The following is a 22,275-nucleotide window of genomic DNA, read 5'->3' on the forward strand; positions in this document are numbered from 1 at the left end:
AGGATTGACTCAATAAATCAAAGTATTAATAATGCACTAATGAAAGTTCATGATTACTCATGAATATTAAATTGTATTACAATCAATATCTAACCAAAATAAATTAAAAACTATGAAAAAAAATCTATTGAGGACTTTTGCCAAAAGTAGCCTATTTCTTGTTTGCGGTGGTTGTCTCGTTTTTTCTCCACTTGCCAGCATGTCTGCCAGGGCATCATTGCATGAAAAGGAACCTTTTGATTTTTATAAACTTCCCTTCCAGGATATTATTGTTAAGGGGAAAGTTACAGATGCCAAAGGCCCAATTCCAGGTGTAAGTGTGAAGTTGAAAGGAGGCGCAGCAACTACGGTAACCGATGGATCGGGAAATTTTAGCATCAAAGTACCTGAAGATGCAACATTGATATTTACCTATATCGGTTATGCAGATCAGGAAGTTCAGGTAAAAAACCAAACCAATATTAATGTCAGGTTATTAGAGAATAACCAAAATCTTTCGGAAGTGGTTGTTGTAGGTTATGGCACACAAAAGAAAGCTGTCGTATCTGGTGCTGTTGCTTCTGTTAAAGGTACTGAACTTGCTAAATCTTCATCGGTAAACTTAACCAACTCGTTAGCAGGACGTTTACCTGGTGTAACGGCTTTACAGGGAAGTGGAGAACCGGGCTACGACGGGTCTACCATCAGGATTCGTGGTACAAACTCGCTTGGAAATAACAATGCACTGATTGTAATAGATGGTATACCCAACCGTGCAGGAGGTATCGAAAGGTTAAATCCGAACGATATTGAAAGTGTATCGGTGTTGAAGGATGCATCTGCTGCTATCTATGGCTCGCAAGCAGCCAACGGGGTAATCTTAATTACCACCAAACTGGGTAAATCTGGTAAACCTCAGTTTTCATACGACTTTAGTTATGGCTTGCAACAACCTACACGAATACCGAAAATGGCCAATTCCGTACAATATGCCGAAATCCTGAATGAGCTTAATATCTTTGGTTCTGATATTAATCCAAATGAATGGTCGGCGGCGTGGAACAGTTTTAAATCTACGGGTTCCTATACTTCTACAGGAGGAAAAACAATTAATGCTGCTTATAAGGCAGATGAGATCAGAAAGTTTGGCGATGGATCAGATCCGCTAAGATATCCTAATACCGATTGGTTTAAAACCACTTTTCAAAACTGGTCGCCTCAGCAAAGGCATAATGTTCAGATCAATGGAGGAAGTGAAAATGTAAAGTACCTCGTTTCTTTGGGCTATCTTGATCAGGATGGCTATTATAAAAATTCTGCAACGGGATACAAGCAATATGATATGCGTTTTAATCTCGAAGCAAAGTTGAATAAATATATTACCACAACCTTAGGGGTGACAGCCAGAGAAGAAAACCGTAATTTCCCTACGGTGGGTGCCGGCGATATTTTCAGGTTTTTAATGCGTGGAAGACCAACTGAAATTGCGATATGGCCAAATGGTAAACCTGGAAGAGATATCGAATATGGTTATAACCCGGTGGTATCTACTACAGATTTGACCGGTTATAATAAAGATATCAGAGACTATTTTCAAACTACAGGTAAAGTAGAAATTAAAATCCCAGGTGTTGAGGGATTAAAAGTAACGGGAACTGCTGCAATAGATAAATATTCGGGCAGGCAGAAAAATTGGCAATTGCCCTGGACACTTTACGATTGGGACAAGAAAACTTTTGAAGCAGACGGTGTAACACCAGTGTTAACGGGTACGGTAAGGTCGCAATATACCGATCCCAGGTTAAGGGAAACTGCTGGTGGACAATTGGCCATCAACCTGACCGGAATGATTAATTATGATAAAAAAATTGGTGATCACAATATTGGTCTGATGGCTGGGGTAACCCGAGAAAAAGTTGATAATGATGGTTTTACGGCTTTCAGAAGGTATTTTATTTCACAATCTGTTCAGGAATTATTGGCTGGTGATGAACGCGAACAATCATTAGGTAATTTAGATGATCCTAGTAATCCAAATCGTCTTTTCAATAGAGCACGGTTAAGTTATTTCGGGAGGGCTGGATATAACTATAAAGAAAAATATCTTGCTGAATTTCTGTGGCGTGTAGATGGATCATACATTTTTCCAATCAACAGACGTTTTGGTTTTTTTCCTGGTGTATCGGTAGGCTGGCGTTTATCTGAAGAGTCTTTTTTCAAAGAAAATGTTAAGTTCATAAATAATTTAAAACTGAGGGCATCGTATGGCCAGATGGGTGCTGAGGCATATTTTGGAGATGTACTGCAAGAATATCAATACCTCAGCTTAATGAATTTTGGCACCTATACCTTTAATGATCTTGTTACTAAAACGCTAACAGAAGGCAAAGTGCCAAACTTCAACTTTGGATGGGAAGTGGCCAATAATACCAACGTAGGTTTGGACGCATCGTTTCTAAATAACAAATTATCACTTGAATTAGATTATTTCTACAATAAACGTACAAACATTTTAATTAGCAGAGGTAGCTCAGTGCCTGAAAGCTCGGGCATTACCGATCGTTTACCTCCTGTTAACTTAGGGAAAGTAAACAACAAAGGATTTGAATTTAAATTAAGCTACAATGACCAGGTTGGTGATTTAAACTTTGGAGTGAGTGTAAACGGAGGCTATGCGAAAAATAAAATCATTTTTTGGGATGAAACCCCTGGTGCTCCTGAATGGCAGTACTCAACTGGTCGCATAACCAATTCTTGGTTGGTATACGATTATGATGGTGTTTTTAAAGACCAGGCAGAAATTAATGCCAATAAATTAAATTATGGTGCGCTAACCAGCACCTTACGCCCTGGTGATATGAAGTTTAAGGATATTAATGGTGATGGCAAAATTAATGCTGATGATAAAATCCGCCTGGATAAAAACGGCACACCAACCTTTACCGGAGGTTTCAATTTAAACCTGCAATATAAAGGGTTCGATTTATCTGTCCTGATTCAAGGCGCAACTGGAGGCATGCAGATTGTAGGTATAACTGAATCTGGCGATATTGGTAATTTTCTGGAATGGTCGTACCTGAACCGTTGGAGCATTGATAGCCCAAGTTCGATAAATCCGCGTTTATCTAATCGTGGAGCTACTTATTATACCGATAGTAACAATGCGCTGAACAATACCTATTGGTTGCGGAGCAATAATTACATCAGGCTTAAAAACGTAGAGTTAGGCTACACCTTGCCAAATACCCTGGTAGAAAAAGTAGGCCTGAATAGCGTAAGGGTTTATGCGAACGGATTAAACCTGGCTACGCTGGATAAAATCAAGATATGGGATCCCGAATCAACCAATTCGAGTGGCCAATATTATCCACAGGCCAGGGTAATCAATTTTGGTATTAAAGCCGCCTTTTAAAGGGTAATCAAGTTTAACTGTTACAATCAAAAATATGAAAGCAATAAATAAAAATATAAAGCTATATATATTAATTTTCACTATTATTTTTGCAGCATCCTGTAAAAAAGATTTTTTAAATGTAGAATCGCCTGGCCAGGTGCCAGCAGAATCAGTATGGAAAGATCCGGCAACTGCGCAGGCCTTCGTTAATGATATCTATAACGGATTAGGTAATGGAGGTTTCTCAGAACAAATGCTGGCTTCTGTTTCAGATGAAGCCCTGTTTACACACCCCACCCGCGGTATAGATCTGGTTAATAATGCGACCATTAATCCTTCTACATTAGGTTGGGTAGACGATACCTGGGCGTATAAACAAATGTACAATCGCATCAGGGCCTGTAATATTACCATTGAAAAAATAACCAGTGGGGATAATGGTTTGAGCAGCCAATCGTTAAAAGATCAGTTATTGGGCGAAGCATATTTTTTAAGGGCTTACTACTATCAGCAGTTATTGCGTTATTATGGCGCTGTACCCCTTATTACAAAAATTTATGTGTTAGATGATAACTATAACGTAAAAAGGAATACATACGAAGAATGTGTAAATTTTATTGTTAAGGATTGCGATGAAGCCAGCAGGTTGTTAACAGGTAAAACGTTAGATAAAGGGCGTACTACTGCAACTGCAGCATTAGCCTTAAAATCAAGGGTATTAATTTATGCTGCAAGCGATCTGCATGACAGGGCAAAACTTACTTCGAAAATTACAGGCATTGCTGCCCAAAAATTAGATTTTTTAAGTTATGCAAGTGGCAGCCAAGCAGATCGTTACCGTTTGGCGCAAACTGCTGCTAAAGCCGTGATGGATTTGGGTACAGGTTATAAATTAAATCTTTCTGCGCCCGCTTCTGTAGCAGATGGCCAGTTAAATTATAAAAGCATTGCCATGGGCGGAGCCAGTAAAGCACCGGGAATAGATGCTACTGCGGCATCAGACCTTATTTTTGCCCGTTATTTTATCATCCAGAACAATATTAAACATGCACAGCAGAATGGTCCGAATGGTTATCATAACTGGGCAGGTAATACACCTATAGGTTTGTTGGTTGATGATTATGAGATGAAAGATGGCAGTAAATTTAGCTGGACAAATACCACACAGAAAGCTAATCCTTATCAGGATAGAGACCCTCGTTTTTATGCCACCATTTTATACGATGGCGCAGGTTGGAAACCGCGCGATAAGGCTTCGGGCAATGTGGATCCGGCTAGCCAGATCCAGACCGGTATTTATGATTTAATGGATAACTCTGGCAGAATTGACTTTAAAGGTTTAGATACCCGTGCAAGCTCAATTGAAAACTGGAACGGCAGCTGGACAGGATATTATTATCATAAATTTATCGATCCAGATCCAACTATAGTAGATGCTTCTATGTCACAGAATGTACCGTGGCCATTCTTTAGGTATACTGAAGCTGTTTTTAATTATATCGAAGCGAGCATAGAACTTGGAGAATTAAATAATGCTACTACCTGGTTAAACAAAATCCGTTTCAGGGCAGGTATGCCAGCTGTAACCGCTACAGATCAGGATGGACTTAGAGCAGCTTACCGTCACGAACGCCGCATAGAAATGGCTTATGAAGAACAACGTTATCATGATGCGCGCAGGTGGTTAATTGCGAATGAAACATTAGGCAGAAAAACCACTTATATTAAGGTTACCGGCAAATTTAAGGCAGGTAAAACCATGTCTGCCCCTTATCATTATGATAATACGGTGTACGATTATACTTATACCCCTGTTACTGAGAATGCGCAGGAAAACCGTAGCTGGGACAATAAACTTTATTTTAGGCCGTTTAGCCGCGATGAGGTGAATAAAAATAATTTACTTGAGCAAAATCCGGGATACTAAATTCTTTTAGTAAGAGAAGCCCGATGAGTAAACATACTCATCGGGCTTTCATGTTTATGATGAATGCTGTAAGCTTATTTGGCTTCATTCTCAAAGTAGTTTAGTCTTACTTTTTTAAAGCTAGATCGATAACTTTCACCAACTGATACATTTAGCCCATTTTTAAGAGATATTAAAAAACCATCTATTTTCTCAATATGCTTCGTTGATATGATATAAGATTTGTTGACACGCTTTATAAACAAAAAGGCTTTTAAGTTAAATTCCATATCCGCCAATTTATAATAAGGAGTTAGTACCGCATCGGTTGTATATATATTAATATAATTTCCATTGCCTTCAACTGCTATTATCTCGTCAACATAAATTCGTCGAATTTGAGTGCAAGTTAATTTTACCATAATATAGGGCGTTTCTTTTGCTATATTATTAATTACAGCATTAACAGTTTTTTCAAAAGATGTGAAGTCAAAAGGTTTGTACAAAAAGTGTTTGGCATTAATATTATAACCATCTATTGCATGTTGTAAATTTGCACTTACCAATACAATATTTTCAACTCTATGAGCAATTTGGGTGGCTAGTGACAACCTGTCCAATCCTGAAATTTTCACATCGATAAATGCAAAATCTATTTTATTCTCAAGAGTAATTACATCTTGTAGGACTAATTCTGCATTGATATAAGTTTTAATTAGATTTAGATTTGTCATTTTGCTGATGTAACCTGCCAATAATTCTAAGGAAGTAGGCTCATCATCTATTATTATACATGAGAATGTTTTCAAAATATTGGTTAGTGTTGCGTTAACAGTTAAATAATAACGAATTTTTTAGTAGTAAATTTTGATTATAGATCAAAAAATCTTTTAATTTCAGATTTTACTTTTGTAAGTAATTGTTTATTAGGATTTTATTTTTTAAACAGATCGAATATGCTTGTATGATTTTTTAAAATTATTCTATTGACAGTTTTATGTTTTGTTGATTTTGGAGGGTTTACATAATATTTTGGGTGTGTTGGAATAAAAATTAAAAAAGTAATTTTAATTGTTTTTAAATTGTATAATTAAAAAATGAATATGTATGTTTTTGTTTAAAAATAAATTAAACAATATTGAAGCAGTTACACAGCTTTTGGTAGAAAAATTAAATGTAAGTGTCACTGAAACCACAATAAAAGAATGTTTAGGAAATCATCCTGATTATCCAAGTTTAATGGCCGTATCCGATTGCCTTACTGATTGGTATATTGCAAATGAGGCGAGGAGAATTCGCAAAGAAAATTATAAAGATTATGAAATACCCTTCATTGCACAATTAATTCCTAATGGAGGCAGTTTTATTTTAATTAATAGCATTATCCAAGGCCAAATAAACTATAGCGACGAAAAGCATTTAAATGCATCCATGCCAGAAGATGAATTTCTGAAAAAATGGAGCGGCAGTGTTTTAAGGGCGGAAGCCAACGAAAATAGTACAGAACCTGGTTATAAAAATAAACGTTTGCTCGAAATCTTTAGTACAGCTAAATTGCCCATTTTAGTTTTAATAATCACTATAAGCATTTTAATGGCAGTAAACTTTCAATCGATAACTTTGGGTTATGGTTTAGTGTTATTGTTGAAACTTACTGGCATTGCTGTGAGCATACTTTTATTGACGCATAGTATTGACGCTAACAATCCCCTTGTACAAAACTTATGTAGCCTAGGAAATAAAAATAACTGTAATGCCATTTTAAAATCAAATGCTGCAAAAATTACTAAATGGCTAAGCTGGAGCGAGGTCGGATTCTTTTATTTTACAGGTTCTTTCCTTTGTCTATTACTCAAACCTATTAGTTTTGCCTTGATTGGTTGGCTAAGTGCATTGGCTTTACCATATACCTTTTATTCCATTGCTTACCAGTATAAACATAAAAATTGGTGCGTATTGTGTTGTATGGTGCAAGTATTGCTGCTGTTTGAAAATCTTATTGCCTTAAACTTTGGTCTTTGGTCTTTAAGCTTTGCAGCCTATATATCTCCAAGTTTCTTATTCACATTGTTAATTTGTTTCTTTTTACCTATTATAATTTGGTCTTTATTGAAACCATTATTTTTAAAAACATCCCAGTTTAAATTGCTATCCCAACAGCTTAAAAATTTTAAATATAACAACGAATTGTTTAACCAAGCACTTTTAAACCAACCTCGTTATGCGGTAAATAATGATTTAATGCCCGTAGTTTTAGGAAATCCTCAAGCTCAAACAATAATTACTATGGTAAGTAATCCGTTTTGTGGGCCATGCGGTAATGCACACGAAACCCTAGACGAATGGCTTAAAATAAGAGACGATCTACAATTGAAAATTATTTTCACTACAGCAGATCATGATAATGATGAAAAAACCAAAGTAGCACGGCATATCAGTGCCTTAACTAAATTGAACGATACTGCTTTAGTAGAGCGTGCACTTAGTGATTGGTATATGCAAACCGTAAAAAAATACGAACATTGGGCTAAAAAATATCCCGTTAATTTTGACCATGAAATAGATGTAGTAATACAAAAACAAAAAGCTTGGTGTGAAATGGCTGAAATTTCTTTTACGCCAACTATTTTGGTAAATGGATATAAACTACCAGTGCCGTATCACTTAGAGGATATAAAATATTTAATTGCTTAATTCATCCTAAACTAGTTTCCTGATTTATAAGTAATAGTCTTTTGTACAAAAGGGGCAGCACGGTTGCAACGAAACTGCCCCAGAACGAATACTGGCGTACACCGGTATCGCTTAAGTTGCCCTTGCGTGAAAGGACAACAAAATCTTAAATCATAAAATTAAACATTAAACAATGAAAAAATTAAGTTTAAAACCAAATGCTTTTGATAAAGGCGAAGTGTTAACAAGAGCACAATTGAGGAAGGTGATGGGGGGAATTGGGAGTACTAATGGTGGAGGAAGTCAAGATTGTAAGGGAGAATGTTCCACAAATAGCGATTGTAGTGGTGGTAAATCGTGTACAGCTAGTGTTACAGAGGGGTGCTCAACAACTAATCCACCGAAATATTGCCTTTAATTAAATACTGAATCATAGAGGTTCTGATTTATGAACCTCTATGAAGTAAACTTTAGGATTCCTTTATTGGAAGAAACATGCGTTGTAATTTTATTTTCTTTGTTTGGTTATTTTTTACGTGTATATTCTCACAGCAAGTTAGGGCGCAGCTGGGGGAAAATATTACTATAAATGAAAAAAAAGCTGAGCAGGCGCTCAGAAATGCTTATTCCTTAAGGTTAACTGACACAATAAGGTTTAAAAGGGCCCTTGAAAAGGTATCATACTCATTTAAAAATTCGGATTTTGCATCCAAAGCTCTAGGGATATTAGCAACTAGTTCAAATAATAAAGTTGAAAAGATTAATTATTATGAACAAATTAAAAAGGTATATCTTCCTCAAAAATTTCGCTCTGCGTCCGATTCTATGATAGAGTATGTTGAGTTTTTATTACACGAAGATCGAAAGCGAGCATTAAATGTAATAAAGGATTTAACAACAAATAAAGTCAAATATGAAAAGTGGGACGATTTACTCTTACAGGTTTCTAAAATCAGTTCAGCAGAAGATCTTATTGCTAGCGGAAAAGGAGGAGAAGCACTTGAGATTTTAAATAATGTTAAATTTCCTAGATTTATAGAGGAGCCTAAGCCCCTGATCGGACTTTTAAAAGCTGATGCGATTTTTCTGATTTCAGGTTCGCAAGCTACTTATGATAGCCTATTATATTTTTATAAGACAAAACCTTCAGTATCCATCTTTAACTCACTTTTGAAATATGGAAACGCAATTAATAAAGGGCCTCAAGCAGTAAGGGATGACTTAGTTAAGATTCTAAAGAAAGATGCGGAACTTGCTACTAATTTCAGATTGCGCAACTATTTTGATAATAATTATTTATCCTTAAGCGATCTACGAGGTAAGGCTGTACTGCTTACTTATTGGTTTCCTACCTGTTCGCCATGTCGGAATGAATTTACATATTTTGAAAGAGTAATTAAAATATTTGGCGACAAAAAAATAGCTTATGTTTCCATAAATATCGAAGAAGAGCAAGCTAATCAAGTTTTACAATCAATTAAAAATTACGAATATAGTTTTATTCCATTGCAAGAAACCCGGTATAGGAATAAAGGTAATCTTGATAATATGGGAAGTGCTCCTGTGAATTTTTTAATCAATAAAAATGGGATATTAATTTTTAGTGGTTTTAGAATTGATCAATCAAATGAGGCCGATCTTGAACTGATGATAAATTTGCTTGTAAATGAGAGTAACTGATTTTTGATATAACTATTTGATTATGAAGTTTTTTGGTTTGATTATATATGAATTTTGGCTCTGCTTAGCAGAAGGGATGCATTTTGACAGGTAACTTAGAATCACTTCGTAATTTAGATAAAGTAAAAATACAAGTACATCATAGCTGAATTGAAATACAAATTTGGGGATAAAACAATCCGTTTTAGAAATGGAAGAAATTGTAAGGATATCATATACTCAGAATTACCTTTCTGCAATATGAATTGAAAAAGATGAAAAATGGAGATAAGACCTAGTTAAAGGATTGAATTATTTAATAAATGAACACTTTTTACATTACTAATACTTTTTTGCGTAAATAAGATTCAATGATGGAAAATTTTATTAAAACATATGTTATCAATTTAGAAAAGAGAACGGAACGTAAATCTCATGCTTATATTCAATTTCTAAATAAAAAGTATTATTTGCTGAATTTTGTTAAGGCAATTGAGAACGTAAATGGTGCTTTTGGTCTCTGGCAAACTATTGTGCAAATCATTCAAAATTCATGTACAAAAGAAGATGATTATATTTTGATATGTGAAGATGACCATGAATTCACTAAAAGATATAATATCCAAAAACTGTTAAGTGCTATAAAAGAAGCTGAAGAAAAAAAAGCAGATGTTTTATTAGGTGGTGTTAGTTGGTTTCTCGATGCACTGCAAATTTCCGAAAATCTATTTTGGATGGATCAATTTACAGGAACGCAATTCATGATCGTTTTTAAAAAGTTTTATCAAACGATTATCAATGCTGATTTTAACGTGGGTGATACGGCAGATCGAAAAATATGTGAATTAACGACTAAAAAATTCTTGATCTATCCTTTTATCTCGGTGCAAAAAGAATTTGGATATTCTGATGCAACTCCTTTTAATAACAAAGAAGGTTATGTTACTGAAATATTTGAAAATAGTGATATGATTTTATCTCATATTATTCAAGCCAATACTTTTTATCAAAAAAACGTATAAATGAGCACAGGATTCGAAAAAATATCTATTCCGACTTACATCATTAACTTAAAAGAACGAGTGGAGCGTAAAAAGCATATATCAAAACAATTTGAAAGCAAGCCAGAGTTTGCAACTAAAATTATTGATGCATGCCAACATAAAATTGGTGCGATTGGCCTATGGCAAAGTATGCTCAAGATTGTGAACATGGCTATCCAAAATAATGATGATGTAATTGTGATATGTGAGGATGATCATGAGTTTACCTCGAATTATAATTCTGATGATCTAATTTATAATATTGTTAAAGCACATGAACAGGGTGCTGAAATATTATCTGGTGGGATAGGGTATTTTGGATATGCTGTTCCAATAACCAAAAATCGATTTTGGGTAAACCCTTTTCAATCAACCCAATTCATTGTTCTATATAAGAGTATTTTTCCAAAAATGTTAAAATATAGATTTAAAAAAACGGATGTTGCCGATTTGGTTTTAGCTAATTTAACAAGCCATAAAATGGTGCTTTATCCATTTATCTCACGACAAAAAGATTTTGGGTATTCAGATATTACTTCACAGCATAATGAACAGCCTGGGCTAGTTCAAAATATGTTTAGCAGAACTGAGGAGCGCCTGGAAAGAATACAGAAAGCATATTTGAAATACTTAGATTCAAGCGATTAATGAGAATAGCATATCTTATACTTGCGCACCAAAATATAGATCAGCTCGCTTTATTAATCGATACACTTACTTATGGAACTAGAAACTTTTGTTTTTTGCATTTGGATGCCAGGTTACATACTCCTTCATTCTCAAGAAAACTTAACAAACTAACTAAAAGTCAGAACTGGTACGCGATAAAAAAAAGATTAATAGTTAACTGGGGAGGCTTCAGCATGGTTGAAGCTACTTTGAATCTGATGTTGGCTGCACTAAATTATAGTAATATAAAATTTGATTATCTTTCTCTACATAGTGGGATGGATTTTCCGATTAAAAGTAATCAGGAAATAGAGCAGTATTTGATAAATAATAAAGAGCATCAATTTATGGAATTTTTTAAACTTCCAAATTTAAAAAAATGGGCAGGTAATGGTGGTCTAGATCGGGTAAACTATTATTGGTTTATAGATGAATTGGGGTACTTAAAATCTGAAGAATTAATGATTGCTCAAAAGAAAAATAAATTTAGGAAAGAAAGACTTGAAAAGATTGATAGTATCTATGGTGGATCTCAATGGTGGACTTTAACTGCTGATTGTGCAGAGTATATTATTCATTTTTTAAACGAAACTGTTGGTTTCTATCATTTCTTTAAGTATACTAACATTTCCGACGAAATGTTTTTCCAGACCATTTTGTTGAATTCAAAATATAACGGTCAGATTATTAATAATAATTTAAGGTTGATTGATTGGAGTGCCAATCTTAGGTCTCCAAAAATACTAGATATGAGTGATTTAGCCAAGTTCAAGCATTCTAGATGTTTATATGCGCGAAAATTTGATATAAATATTGATGCTAATGTTATAAAATCATTATATAACCGGTATTTAATAAGTGAATCTGCGATTTGAATTAAACAAAAGGTTATACCTTAATTCTCATTTAGAGTACATTTTTTGCTAAAAAAAATGCTTTTGCAAGAACTTGTTATTTAGGAATAATATATAGTGTAAAACATTTGACTTATGTTACGGCTGAACTGCAATGATAGATGAAGATTAATACAAAAGATTATTATGCTGGTAATTCCATTTAAGGATATTCTAAATCTAATTTTATCTGATGAAACTTACTTTAAAATTTTACAACTAATACAATCAGTTAACCATTTTCGGAACACGATTTAAATAATTAACCCTTTGAAAACCTTTCCTTTTTATAAGCAACCAGATCAAATGGACTGTGGGCCTACCTGCCTGCGTATGGTAGCTAAATACTATGGAAAAAATTTCAGTTTACAAAGGTTAAGGGAAATTTCGGGTATTAATAAGGAGGGGGTCTCGTTGTTAGGCATTAGCGAAGCTGCGGAGAAAATTGGCTTTAGGACGACTGGTAGTAAACTTACATTAATCCAATTATCGGTTGCTGAATTTCCCTTAATTATACACTGGAACCAAAACCACTTCGTAATTCTGTATAGAATAAAAGGTAATATTTTTTACGTTGCCGATCCAGCCAAAGGCTTGATCAAATATAATTATGAGGAGTTTACAAGAGGTTGGTTAAGTACAAATAGTAATGGTAAAAGCCAAGGAATTGTATTAATACTTTCACCAACCCCTGATTTATATACACTGGAAGGAGATAAAGGTCTGGGTTTAAACTGGGGCTATTTACTGCGCTACTTATACCAGTACAAACAATTAATAGCACAGTTATTTGTGGGGCTAGCTGTTGGTAGCTTGCTTCAGTTAATTGTTCCTTTCCTTACCCAATCGATTGTAGATATTGGGATCAACACCCGAAACTTAAATTTTATCTACATTATTCTTATAGCACAAACAATGTTGTTTTTGGGTAGAATGAGTGTAGATTTTATTCGCTCATGGATTTTGTTGCACATTAGTACGCGCATAAGTATTTCTATTCTGACCGATTTTTTGATTAAGCTGATGAAGCTTCCCATGAGTTTTTTCGATAGTAAGATGACTGGTGATATTATGCAACGCATGAGCGATCAGGGTAGGATACAAAGTTTTTTAACTGGTTCTACGTTAAGCATCGTTTTCTCATTGTTTAACCTCTTGCTATTTGCAGGAGTGCTTGCATACTACAACCTAAATATTTTTCTTATTTTTTTATTAAGTAGCGTACTTTATTCACTTTGGGTAATTGCTTTCCTTAAAAAAAGGAGAGATCTTGATTTTAAGACATTTGAATTGTCTTCTAAAAATCAAACTGCCATTGTGCAACTTATAGGTGGAATGCAGGAAATTAAATTGAATAATTGTGAACAACAAAAGCGATGGGATTGGGAGCATGTACAAGCAGGTTTATTTAAGTTTGGCGTAAAAAGTTTATCGTTAGGACAAATACAGCAAACCGGTGCTTTTTTTATTAATGAAGGTAAAAATATCCTCATTACATTTTTGGTTGCAAAATCGGTGATAGATGGTGAATTAACCTTAGGGGGTATGATGGCTGTTCAATATATAGTAGGCCAAGTAAATAGTCCAATAGAGCAACTGTTGGGGTTTATCCAATCACTACAAGACGCTAAAATAAGTTTAGAGCGTTTAAACGAGATACACCAACTAAATGATGAAGAGCCCATTGATAAAATATTTTTGAAAGATTTACCAGTAAATAAAAGTATCTCTATCCAAAATTTAAGTTTTACTTATCCAGGCGCGGGTAATGAGCCAGTTTTAAAGGCTATTGATTTAAGGATTCCAGAAGGAAAAACTACAGCTATTGTTGGGATGAGTGGAAGTGGTAAAACTACTATTTTAAAGCTGCTTTTGAGATTTTATGTGCCACAAAAAGGAGAAATAAAAGTTGGATCTACTCATATTGATCAAATAGGGTTCCGATGTTGGCGTGGGCAATGTGGGATTGTAATGCAGGATGGTTTCATATTTTCAGATAGCATTGCAAAAAATATTGCAGTTGGAGAGGGATATCCAGATATGCTAAAACTGCAGCATGCGATAAAGATGGCTAATATTGACGATTTAATTGAAAGCCTCCCTTTGGGTTTAGATACAAAGATCGGTGCTGAAGGAAATGGAATTAGCCAGGGACAGAAGCAGCGAATATTAATTGCCAGGGCAGTTTATAAAAATCCTGAATATATCTTTTTTGATGAAGCGACCAACGCGCTTGATGCCAATAATGAAAAGGTTATTATGGAAAATTTGAAAGATTTTTTTAAAGGAAGAACTGTTGTTGTAGTCGCCCACAGACTCAGTACAGTTAGAAACGCCGATAATATTGTGGTTATTGATAAAGGGATTATTGTTGAGCAGGGCAGCCATGCAGAACTTACAAAAAGTAAGGGAGAATATTATAACTTGGTTAAAAATCAACTGGAATTAGGAAGCTAATTAATATATTGATAAAACATGCCAATTGAACAAGAAACGATATATCAAAATAGCGAAGAAGTAAACGAAATTATTACTGCTGTTCCTACATGGATTCTGCGCTGGGGTATTACATTGGTTTTTGCTATACTGGCAGGTATCATTTTACTTTCAGCCCTCATAGATTACCCTGATGTGGTAAAAACAACCTTAAAGGTAAATTCATTAAATGCTCCGAAAGCTGTTCTGGCTAAACAAAGTGGGAAATTAACAGCTCTTCTGGCAGAGGATGGACAAATGGTTACCAAGAATCAATCGTTAGCTTATTTCGAAAGTACGGCGAATCCCGAAAATGTACTACAACTAAACAAGCAGCTTAAGGATTTTCAAGCCAGTATTTTAAAGGATTTTAACCAAGTTCTGACGCTTCCTGCCAACTTAAGTTTAGGCGAACTTCAAAGTAGTTATCAAAGTTTTTATCAGCAGTACCTTCAGTATCAATCTACCCAACAAAATGGTTATTATGTAAATAAGCTGACTTTTTTAACGCGTGATTTAAAGGATATTATTGCTTTGAAAAACCAAATTCTTAAGCAGGAAGAAGTTCAGAGACTCGAATTTGCCAATCAAGAGCAAGAGTACAGAGCCTATCAAAAATTGTTCAAAAATAAGGTAATTTCTAGAAGTGAATTTAATCAACAAGAAAACAAATTTTTATCAGCTAAATATCCACTTCAACAAACCGAAACAGCCATATTAAATAATGCTAGTAGCTATGCCGCAAAAGAAAAGGAACTATTAGATATTAAACATACGATTACTGAAGAGCAAGCCAAATTTGTGCAAGCTTTAAATCAATGTATTACGGAAAGTGATAATTGGATTTCACAACATGTATTACGGGCACCTTTAGCAGGTAAGCTCAGCTTTGCAGGCATTGTGCAACAGAATCAAAATGTCACCACTGGTCAGGAAATTTTTATTGTAAATCCTGGTAATGCTAGTTTTTTTGGTGAGATTCAGATACCGCAATACAACATGGGTAAAATACGCGAGGGAGAACTCGCTTTGGTAAAGTTAAGAAGCTTTCCTTTTGAACAATATGGGATGATTAGAGGCCGACTCTCTTATATCTCTGATGTTGCTTATCGCGACAGTATTTTCATAGCTAAAGTTAGTTTTGAGACTTTCGAAAATAAGGATTCAAATCGAAAAATAGTCTTAAAAAATGGTATGCAGGCTGATGTAGAAATTATTACGGAAGAGAGTTCTTTATTACAGCGCTTCTTTCGAAATATAACTAAAATATTAAAAACTGGTAATTAATTTAAAAATGATGCTTTGATCTTATTGTGCATCACGTACTTTTGCAAACAATTTTTCTCAGTGCCAGATTCAAATTCCAACTCCGTACTTGTTAAACAAGACCCATTCGCAGCATTGCGGTATAAAGAATTTCGTTCTTTTTTAGGAATGAGGTTTTTCTTTACACTGGCTTACCAAATGCAGGCCGTGGTTATCGGCTACCATATTTACGATTTAACACACGATCCGCTAAAACTCGGGTTAGTTGGGTTATGCGAAGCTATTCCAGCTATTGGCATTGCCTTATATGGTGGTTACATTGCCGATAAAAGTGAGAAACGTGGGTTGTTAATCAAGATATTTTCAGGTGTTTGGCTGGCATCGGTTTTAATGCTGATTATTACCAGTAAATATCTTCACCTCCAGGAAAATCTTATTGTACTGATCATGTATGGCTTGGTTTTCTGCATCGGCTTGGCCAGAGGTTTTTTTGGTCCGGCAACATTTTCTTTAATGGCCAAAATTGTACCTAAAGAGCTGTACCCAAACTCCAGTACATGGAACAGCAGCAGCTGGCAACTGGCTACTATTATTGGCCCGTTGGTTGGTGGTTTAGTAAATTGGTTATGGGGAATTACAGCAGCATACAGTGTAATTGTAGTTCTTATTACCATCTCATTAATTTGCATATCAACCTTTAAGAAGCACCCAGCTACCTATGTGCCTACGCAGCATATATTCCATAGTTTAAAAGAAGGAATCCAATTTGTTTTTAAAACCAAGATGATGGTTTGGGCGATGAGTTTAGATCTGTTTTCTGTCTTTTTTGGTGGGGCAGTAGCTTTATTGCCCATATTTGCCAAAGATGTTTTTCACTTAGGATCTTTTGGGTTGGGCATGATGCGCGGTGCAGCATCTTCAGGAGCTGTAATTACGATGCTTGCCATGACACGCTTTTCGCCAATGGGGAAACCTTGGCGTAACCTGTTAATTGCAGTAACAGGCTTCGGCCTCAGCATTATTTGCTATGGTTTATCTAAAAACTTCTATCTAACATTATTCTTCCTTTTTCTGGAGGGGTCGTTTGATAGTGTAAGTGTAATTATCAGGCAAACCATCATGCAATTGCTTACGCCAGATGAGATGCGTGGAAGGGTTTCGGCAGTAAACAGTATGTTTATTGGTTCATCAAATGAGATTGGTGAATTTGAATCGGGTTTAACGGCTAAACTGATGAAACTAGTCCCCGCGGTTGTGTTTGGAGGAAGTATGACTATCGGAATCGCATTTATTACCTGGTTAAAAACAAAGTCGTTAACCAAGCTGAGTTTGCAGGATATTAATGAACAAACCACCAAGGCTGTTTAGTTACTAAAAAAGAATTGTCAAGTTTAATAGCCAGTTTGTTAGAAAGTTGACAACTCTGAAATTCATGTTTTAATTGCTATTGCAAATGATTTGGGCATGCCCCAAGCTGCGCAAGGGTCGGGCTATTCGTTGCAATCTTTTTTGAAGAAAAATCAAAAAAGGATTTCCACTGCTATCCCTCATGCAAGCCCCGCAGCAGTTAGAATAAAACGTCAATTATACATTTGCCCTGGCCACCTAAACCCGATGGCACGGATGCCGATAAAGCATAATTGTTTTTATCAATATTATCGGCAGGAGGAACAGCGGGACAGAACCAAACCGAAGAACTACTGGAATTGCTTTCCAAAAAACCTTGTAGAGTTGACAACTCTAGAATTCAATAATAAATTAACTATTTATTTGCTTCTTAGGTGGTGAAAGCAAAATGGCCCGTGTGGCCACGGACCATGGCGAAAATTAAAACTTTTTATTCTTACCCCATATGAGGTAGATAATCGAACCCAGAAAGGGAGCCAGCAAGATAATGATGAACCACAATACCTTTACGCTGAAGCCCATTGCGCTATTTCTGGAGATATGATAAAGGGCTATTAAGATTAAGGCTAGCCATAAAATGGCAGGTATAATCACGAACAGCGCTACCTGGTTGCTATTGATTTCTGCTAATAACATTTAAAAAGATTTTAATTACTCTTAAACTTCAACAATCCGCTCGCCAATTTGTTGGCGCCACATGGCCTGGTACAAGCCATTTTGTGCAATTAATTCTTCGTGACTGCCCTGTTCAATAATATGCCCTTTTTCTAACACGTAAATTTTATCAGCATGTTTGATGGTTGATAAACGGTGTGCAATTAAAATGGTAATGTGGTCTGTTAAATTGGAAACCGAACGGATGGTTTTGGTAATTTCTTCCTCCGTAATCGAATCTAAAGACGATGTAGCTTCATCAAAAACGAGGATATCTGGCTGGCGCAATAAGGCACGGGCTATAGATAAGCGCTGTTTTTCACCTCCTGAAACCTTTACCCCGCCTTCGCCAATTAACGAATCTAAACCTTTATCGGCTCGGGCCAGTAAGGTTTGGCAAGCCGCCTGGTTTAATACTTTATAACATTCCTCATCTGTTGCCGTAGGATTTACAAATAAGAGGTTTTCTCTAATCGTACCCGAGAATAACTGCGTGTCTTGCGTTACGAAACCAATTTTTTCACGCAAGGCATCAAGATCAATATCGTTACTTGGAATACCATTATATAAAATCTCACCCTCTTTTGCCGGATATAAACCAACCAATAGTTTCACCAGTGTACTTTTTCCAGAACCCGAAGGACCAACAAATGCAATGGTTTGGCCGTGGTGCGTTTTAAAAGAAATATTTTCTAAAGCATTTCTATTCGCCGTTAGGTGTTTGAAACCAACTTTACTAAAGGTTAGCTCTTTAATTTTTTCGATCGAAGTCGGGTTTTCAGGTTTTTTATCAATCGGAGTGCTTAAGATCTTTTTAAAGTTGCCTAACGAAACCTCAGCCTCACGCCAGGTTAAAATCACGTTGCCAAGCTCCTGGAGCGGACCAAAAAGGAAGAAGGAGTAAAAAAGGAATGAAAAATATTGCCCGGCCGAAATGGTATTATCGAAAATAAGCAAGAGCAGCACCAGTACCATTGTACTGCGCACCAGATTTACAGTAGTGCCTTGAACAAAACTCATACTGCGCACATATTTCACTTTTTTAAGCTCCAAACCAAGTATTTTATAGGTGGTTTTGTTCAACCTTTCAATTTCCTGGTCGGCCAGGCCCAAGCTTTTAACCAATTCGATATTTCTTAACGATTCTGTTGTAGAGCCTGCCAAGGCAGTAGTTTCGCCAACTATCGAGCGTTGTATGGTTTTGATTTTACGGCTTAAAAACCAGCTTACAAAGCTGATGATCGGAATAGCTGAAAAATAAACCAGCGTAACTTTGTAGCTTACCGAAACCGAATACACGATAACGAAGATCATTCCGATTAAACTGACAAAAAGAATACTGATAAAGGCGGTAATAAACTTCTCAGAATCTAAGCGTACTTTTTGTAAAATACCCAAAGTTTCGCCACTGCGCTGATCTTCAAAAACCTGATAAGGCAATTTAAGCGAATGCTGCAAACCATCAGCATACATTTTTGCTCCAACTTTTTGAACAATCACACTGGTAAAGTAATCCTGAAAGTTTTTAGCAATACGGGAAACCATGGCTGCACCAATAGCAAGGCCAATTAAACCCAGCGAACCCCAAAGGTATTGGGCGTAGGTGAGCGTATCTTTTTTATTGATAAAGCGGTCTAAAATACGACCGGTGATGTATGGATCTAAAAGTGAAAAGCCAATATTGAAACCTGCAAGCAATAACGCCAGAACCACAATCCACTTGTGGTGTTTCAGGTAGTCTAATAATAATCCCATTAAAGTTTTGTTGTTTTAAGTACAAACATAAAAAAAGGGAACGGATAAAAATCCATTCCCTTTTTTTATGACTTTTTAGAAAGATTTTTCGATGATAGCTAATACTTTATAGTACCGGAGCCAATACTTTATAAAATATTCCAGTATTTAGTGTGTAATCGTTTCTTTGATAATTGGAGTTACTCGTGTAATAGGTTGCGCCATCGTGTTCATCATAATAACTTGAACTTGTATTTCTATCACTTATCAGGACCGCATTCTGTTTTAACAAAATTTTGTTCTCTTGGAAATTATTAGATTTAATAAATGAATTGTTAACAATCAATGGTGGCTGGTATGGTGAGGGACCATATGCATCACTGCTTGACGAAGAAGTTTCTTGCCGTAAATTATATTCAAATTTGACGTTGTTTTGCGGAACTGTTGGCGTATTGCCCGTCATATCTGAGTAGAAACATAGATATACATCTGCAGTACTGCGGCTTTCTCCTCCAGATTCATATTGTGATGGAATATAGGTGGTTTTTTTATTCTGATATTCTATTCTAGCGTATACAGGCTGGGTATCGATGTTAATCCTGAATTTAGTTTTTACTACAGAATGATCAGCAAGGTGACTTAAACTAAAGTATATTGGCACCCCTGGGTTAGTTGATGAAAAGCTTCCGCCTTTAATAATAAACTGTACAAAGGCATCAAATCCATTAACGGTTTCAACAGCATCGCTGCCATCGGCACCAATAATATAAATCTTCATGGAAGATTCATCTATTATTCTTTTTTCTTCTTCAGTTGCAGAGCTGCTTCCAGAAACGAAGAGGGCTTTGAAAGCAGAGTTATAGGCATTGTTAACAGCCTCGTAAGTGTAATCTGATTCTATGGCCATTATACCCATACGTCCGTAAGTAATAGAGCTAACATAGGTAGGATATTTTTGATTTAGTGCATCTAGGTTCGTGCCGTCATTCATGAGTTTACCGTCAGCGGGTATATCTAAATCAAGTGTAAAATTTTTCTGAATAAATTTTGCATAAATGCCCGTTCGTTTCGAAATTTTATCAATGGTTTCGCTGCTGCTGGATGTTTTGCGACCAAAAAGAGTTCCCGTTTTTACATTTGAACCAAATGCAAGTTTTAACTCATCATAAGCAGTAAATTTTTCTAAACTATAAGAGAATCCTGCAACTTGGGTACTTATATCATTTTGGGCTAAAATGTCACTTACGAAATTTCTTGTTGACGAAAGTGTTGGGTTAGTAATTATGCCACTTACTTTTTTTGCCTGAAATGAAACTGAAGCCGTAACAGGTTTTACCGAAGATTGAAATTCGGATATTGGCATAAAATTTAAATCAGCTATTGAGTTTCCCTGAAGTAGAGATGCGGCATATATGTATCTTTCATAGGCAGAATTTTTCATTAGGGCAATTTCATCCGTTTCTACAAATAATGTTCTTCCAAAGTCGTTAGCCCATAAACTGTCTTTATAAATATCGGCTCCGCTTATTTTTTTTTGGTCTAGGATATTCTTGATAGATTGACCTGTGTAAGCAGATGGGCTACCTTCGATATTGATATCAATAACTGGATCTGCAAACTTCCCGCTAAATGTGGTTTGCGGTGTTAAAATGGCTTCGTTTTTTCTACACGATGCTAGAATGATAGCGAAACAAGCTACAATTAGTATATATTTTTTCATTAAATAAATGTTATCTAAACTTAAAAGATCGCCATGCCCGGCAATTTGTTTTATGTTAAGGCACGGCGATCAGAGATGGACGGTTTTATTAATTTTTAGGGAAATTAACCAAGAACCTGGTTCTGAAAATTGAATTATCGCTTAAATAGCTCAATGTATAATATAATGGTACGCCAGGAGTTTGCGGTGTATAATTTCCGCCAGAAATGATGTACTGCCTAAACGCATCGTAGCCGTTAATAGATTGTGCCACAGATTCTCCTTCGCCACCAACGTCATAAATTTCAATTGAAGAATTATCGATAATAGTTTTTAAAGAATCTGCTATAGATGCCCCGCCGCTTACTATACCAGCATTAAATGCAGCTTTAAAAGCCCTTGTTAATGATGAATAATTATAATCAGACTCAACCTTGATCATACCCATTCTTCCGTAAGTTATAGAACTTACATAAACAGGGGAATATGGACCCAGCTGGCTTGGATCTACTGAACTATCCAATAAGTTGCCATCTTCTGGCAGATCCATATCCAGGGTAAAGTTGCGCTGAACAAACTTTGCTATAAGTCCGGTTTTCTTCTCAATTTTAGTCTTATTTAAAGATGCGCTGGCATTAAAAATATTGCCTACTTTAATGTTTGCGCCGAAAGCAAGTTTAAATTCATCATAATAAGTAAACTGGTTCATGTCGAAACTAAAGCTTGTAATTTCTTTACCGGAGAAACTGTCTGAATAAACGGATTCAAGGAAAGAGCGTGTGCTTGATAAACTTGGTTTATTGATCACGCCCGAAACATTTGCT

At 35.7% G+C, this 22,275-nt stretch carries 16 protein-coding genes; 11 read left to right on the top strand and 5 right to left on the bottom strand.

The window, feature by feature from the left end:
* Positions 1-112 precede the first annotated feature (112 nt).
* Complete coding sequence (locus OQX63_RS20325; RefSeq protein WP_265852636.1) at positions 113-3,391, top strand: SusC/RagA family TonB-linked outer membrane protein; 3,279 nt, start codon at positions 113-115, stop codon at positions 3,389-3,391.
* Between the two features lie 34 nt (positions 3,392-3,425).
* Positions 3,426-5,300 carry a RagB/SusD family nutrient uptake outer membrane protein gene (locus tag OQX63_RS20330; protein WP_265852637.1) on the top strand — a complete coding sequence of 625 codons (1,875 nt, stop codon included), beginning with the start codon at positions 3,426-3,428 and terminating at the stop codon, positions 5,298-5,300.
* A gap of 74 nt (positions 5,301-5,374) precedes the next feature.
* On the opposite strand, the gene OQX63_RS20335 is transcribed toward OQX63_RS20330, so the two are convergent.
* On the bottom strand, positions 5,375-6,088 hold the full coding sequence (locus OQX63_RS20335) for a LytR/AlgR family response regulator transcription factor (RefSeq protein ID WP_265852638.1): 714 nt from the start codon (positions 6,086-6,088) through the stop codon (positions 5,375-5,377).
* A gap of 298 nt (positions 6,089-6,386) precedes the next feature.
* Between OQX63_RS20335 and OQX63_RS20340 the strand changes: the two genes are divergently transcribed.
* From OQX63_RS20340 to OQX63_RS20380, 9 genes are all read left to right on the top strand, one after another.
* The gene (locus OQX63_RS20340; RefSeq protein ID WP_265852639.1) at positions 6,387-7,973 is read left to right on the top strand and encodes a thioredoxin domain-containing protein; all 1,587 of its coding nucleotides are present in this window, start codon (positions 6,387-6,389) and stop codon (positions 7,971-7,973) included.
* A gap of 172 nt (positions 7,974-8,145) precedes the next feature.
* Positions 8,146-8,370, top strand: a complete 225-nt coding sequence (locus OQX63_RS20345; protein WP_265852640.1) for a hypothetical protein — start codon at positions 8,146-8,148, stop codon at positions 8,368-8,370.
* Positions 8,371-8,447: 77 nt separating this feature from the next.
* Positions 8,448-9,632, top strand: a complete 1,185-nt coding sequence (locus OQX63_RS20350) for a TlpA disulfide reductase family protein (protein ID WP_265852641.1) — start codon at positions 8,448-8,450, stop codon at positions 9,630-9,632.
* Between the two features lie 350 nt (positions 9,633-9,982).
* On the top strand, positions 9,983-10,633 hold the full coding sequence (locus OQX63_RS20355) for a hypothetical protein (RefSeq protein ID WP_265852642.1): 651 nt from the start codon (positions 9,983-9,985) through the stop codon (positions 10,631-10,633).
* Positions 10,634-11,302, top strand: a complete 669-nt coding sequence (locus tag OQX63_RS20360; protein WP_265852643.1) for a glycosyltransferase family 25 protein — start codon at positions 10,634-10,636, stop codon at positions 11,300-11,302.
* Complete coding sequence (locus OQX63_RS20365) at positions 11,302-12,198, top strand: beta-1,6-N-acetylglucosaminyltransferase (RefSeq protein WP_265852644.1); 897 nt, start codon at positions 11,302-11,304, stop codon at positions 12,196-12,198. The genes OQX63_RS20360 and OQX63_RS20365 overlap by 1 nt, the downstream gene beginning before the upstream one ends.
* A gap of 288 nt (positions 12,199-12,486) precedes the next feature.
* Positions 12,487-14,673 (top strand): peptidase domain-containing ABC transporter, encoded by a 2,187-nt coding sequence (locus OQX63_RS20370; RefSeq protein ID WP_265852645.1) that lies wholly within the window; start codon positions 12,487-12,489, stop codon positions 14,671-14,673.
* Between the two features lie 18 nt (positions 14,674-14,691).
* Entirely contained in the window at positions 14,692-15,978 is a 1,287-nt protein-coding gene (locus OQX63_RS20375; RefSeq protein ID WP_265852646.1) for an HlyD family secretion protein, read from the top strand.
* Positions 15,979-16,038: 60 nt separating this feature from the next.
* The gene (locus OQX63_RS20380; protein WP_265852647.1) at positions 16,039-17,325 is read left to right on the top strand and encodes an MFS transporter; all 1,287 of its coding nucleotides are present in this window, start codon (positions 16,039-16,041) and stop codon (positions 17,323-17,325) included.
* Between the two features lie 459 nt (positions 17,326-17,784).
* On the opposite strand, the gene OQX63_RS20385 is transcribed toward OQX63_RS20380, so the two are convergent.
* The 4 genes from OQX63_RS20385 to OQX63_RS20400 form a co-directional block, all read right to left on the bottom strand.
* Positions 17,785-18,000 (bottom strand): PLDc N-terminal domain-containing protein, encoded by a 216-nt coding sequence (locus OQX63_RS20385; RefSeq protein WP_265852648.1) that lies wholly within the window; start codon positions 17,998-18,000, stop codon positions 17,785-17,787.
* 21 nt (positions 18,001-18,021) lie between these two features.
* Positions 18,022-19,773, bottom strand: a complete 1,752-nt coding sequence (locus OQX63_RS20390) for an ABC transporter ATP-binding protein (protein ID WP_265852649.1) — start codon at positions 19,771-19,773, stop codon at positions 18,022-18,024.
* A 106-nt stretch (positions 19,774-19,879) separates the two neighbouring features.
* Positions 19,880-21,472, bottom strand: coding sequence for a thiol-activated cytolysin family protein (locus OQX63_RS20395; protein WP_265852650.1), 1,593 nt, complete (start codon positions 21,470-21,472; stop codon positions 19,880-19,882).
* Positions 21,473-21,560: 88 nt separating this feature from the next.
* On the bottom strand, positions 21,561-22,275 hold a 715-nt coding region (locus tag OQX63_RS20400; protein WP_265852651.1), incomplete at its 5' end, for a thiol-activated cytolysin family protein.

Source organism: Pedobacter sp. PF22-3 (assembly GCF_026239555.1).
In the GTDB taxonomy this organism is placed as follows: domain Bacteria; phylum Bacteroidota; class Bacteroidia; order Sphingobacteriales; family Sphingobacteriaceae; genus Pedobacter.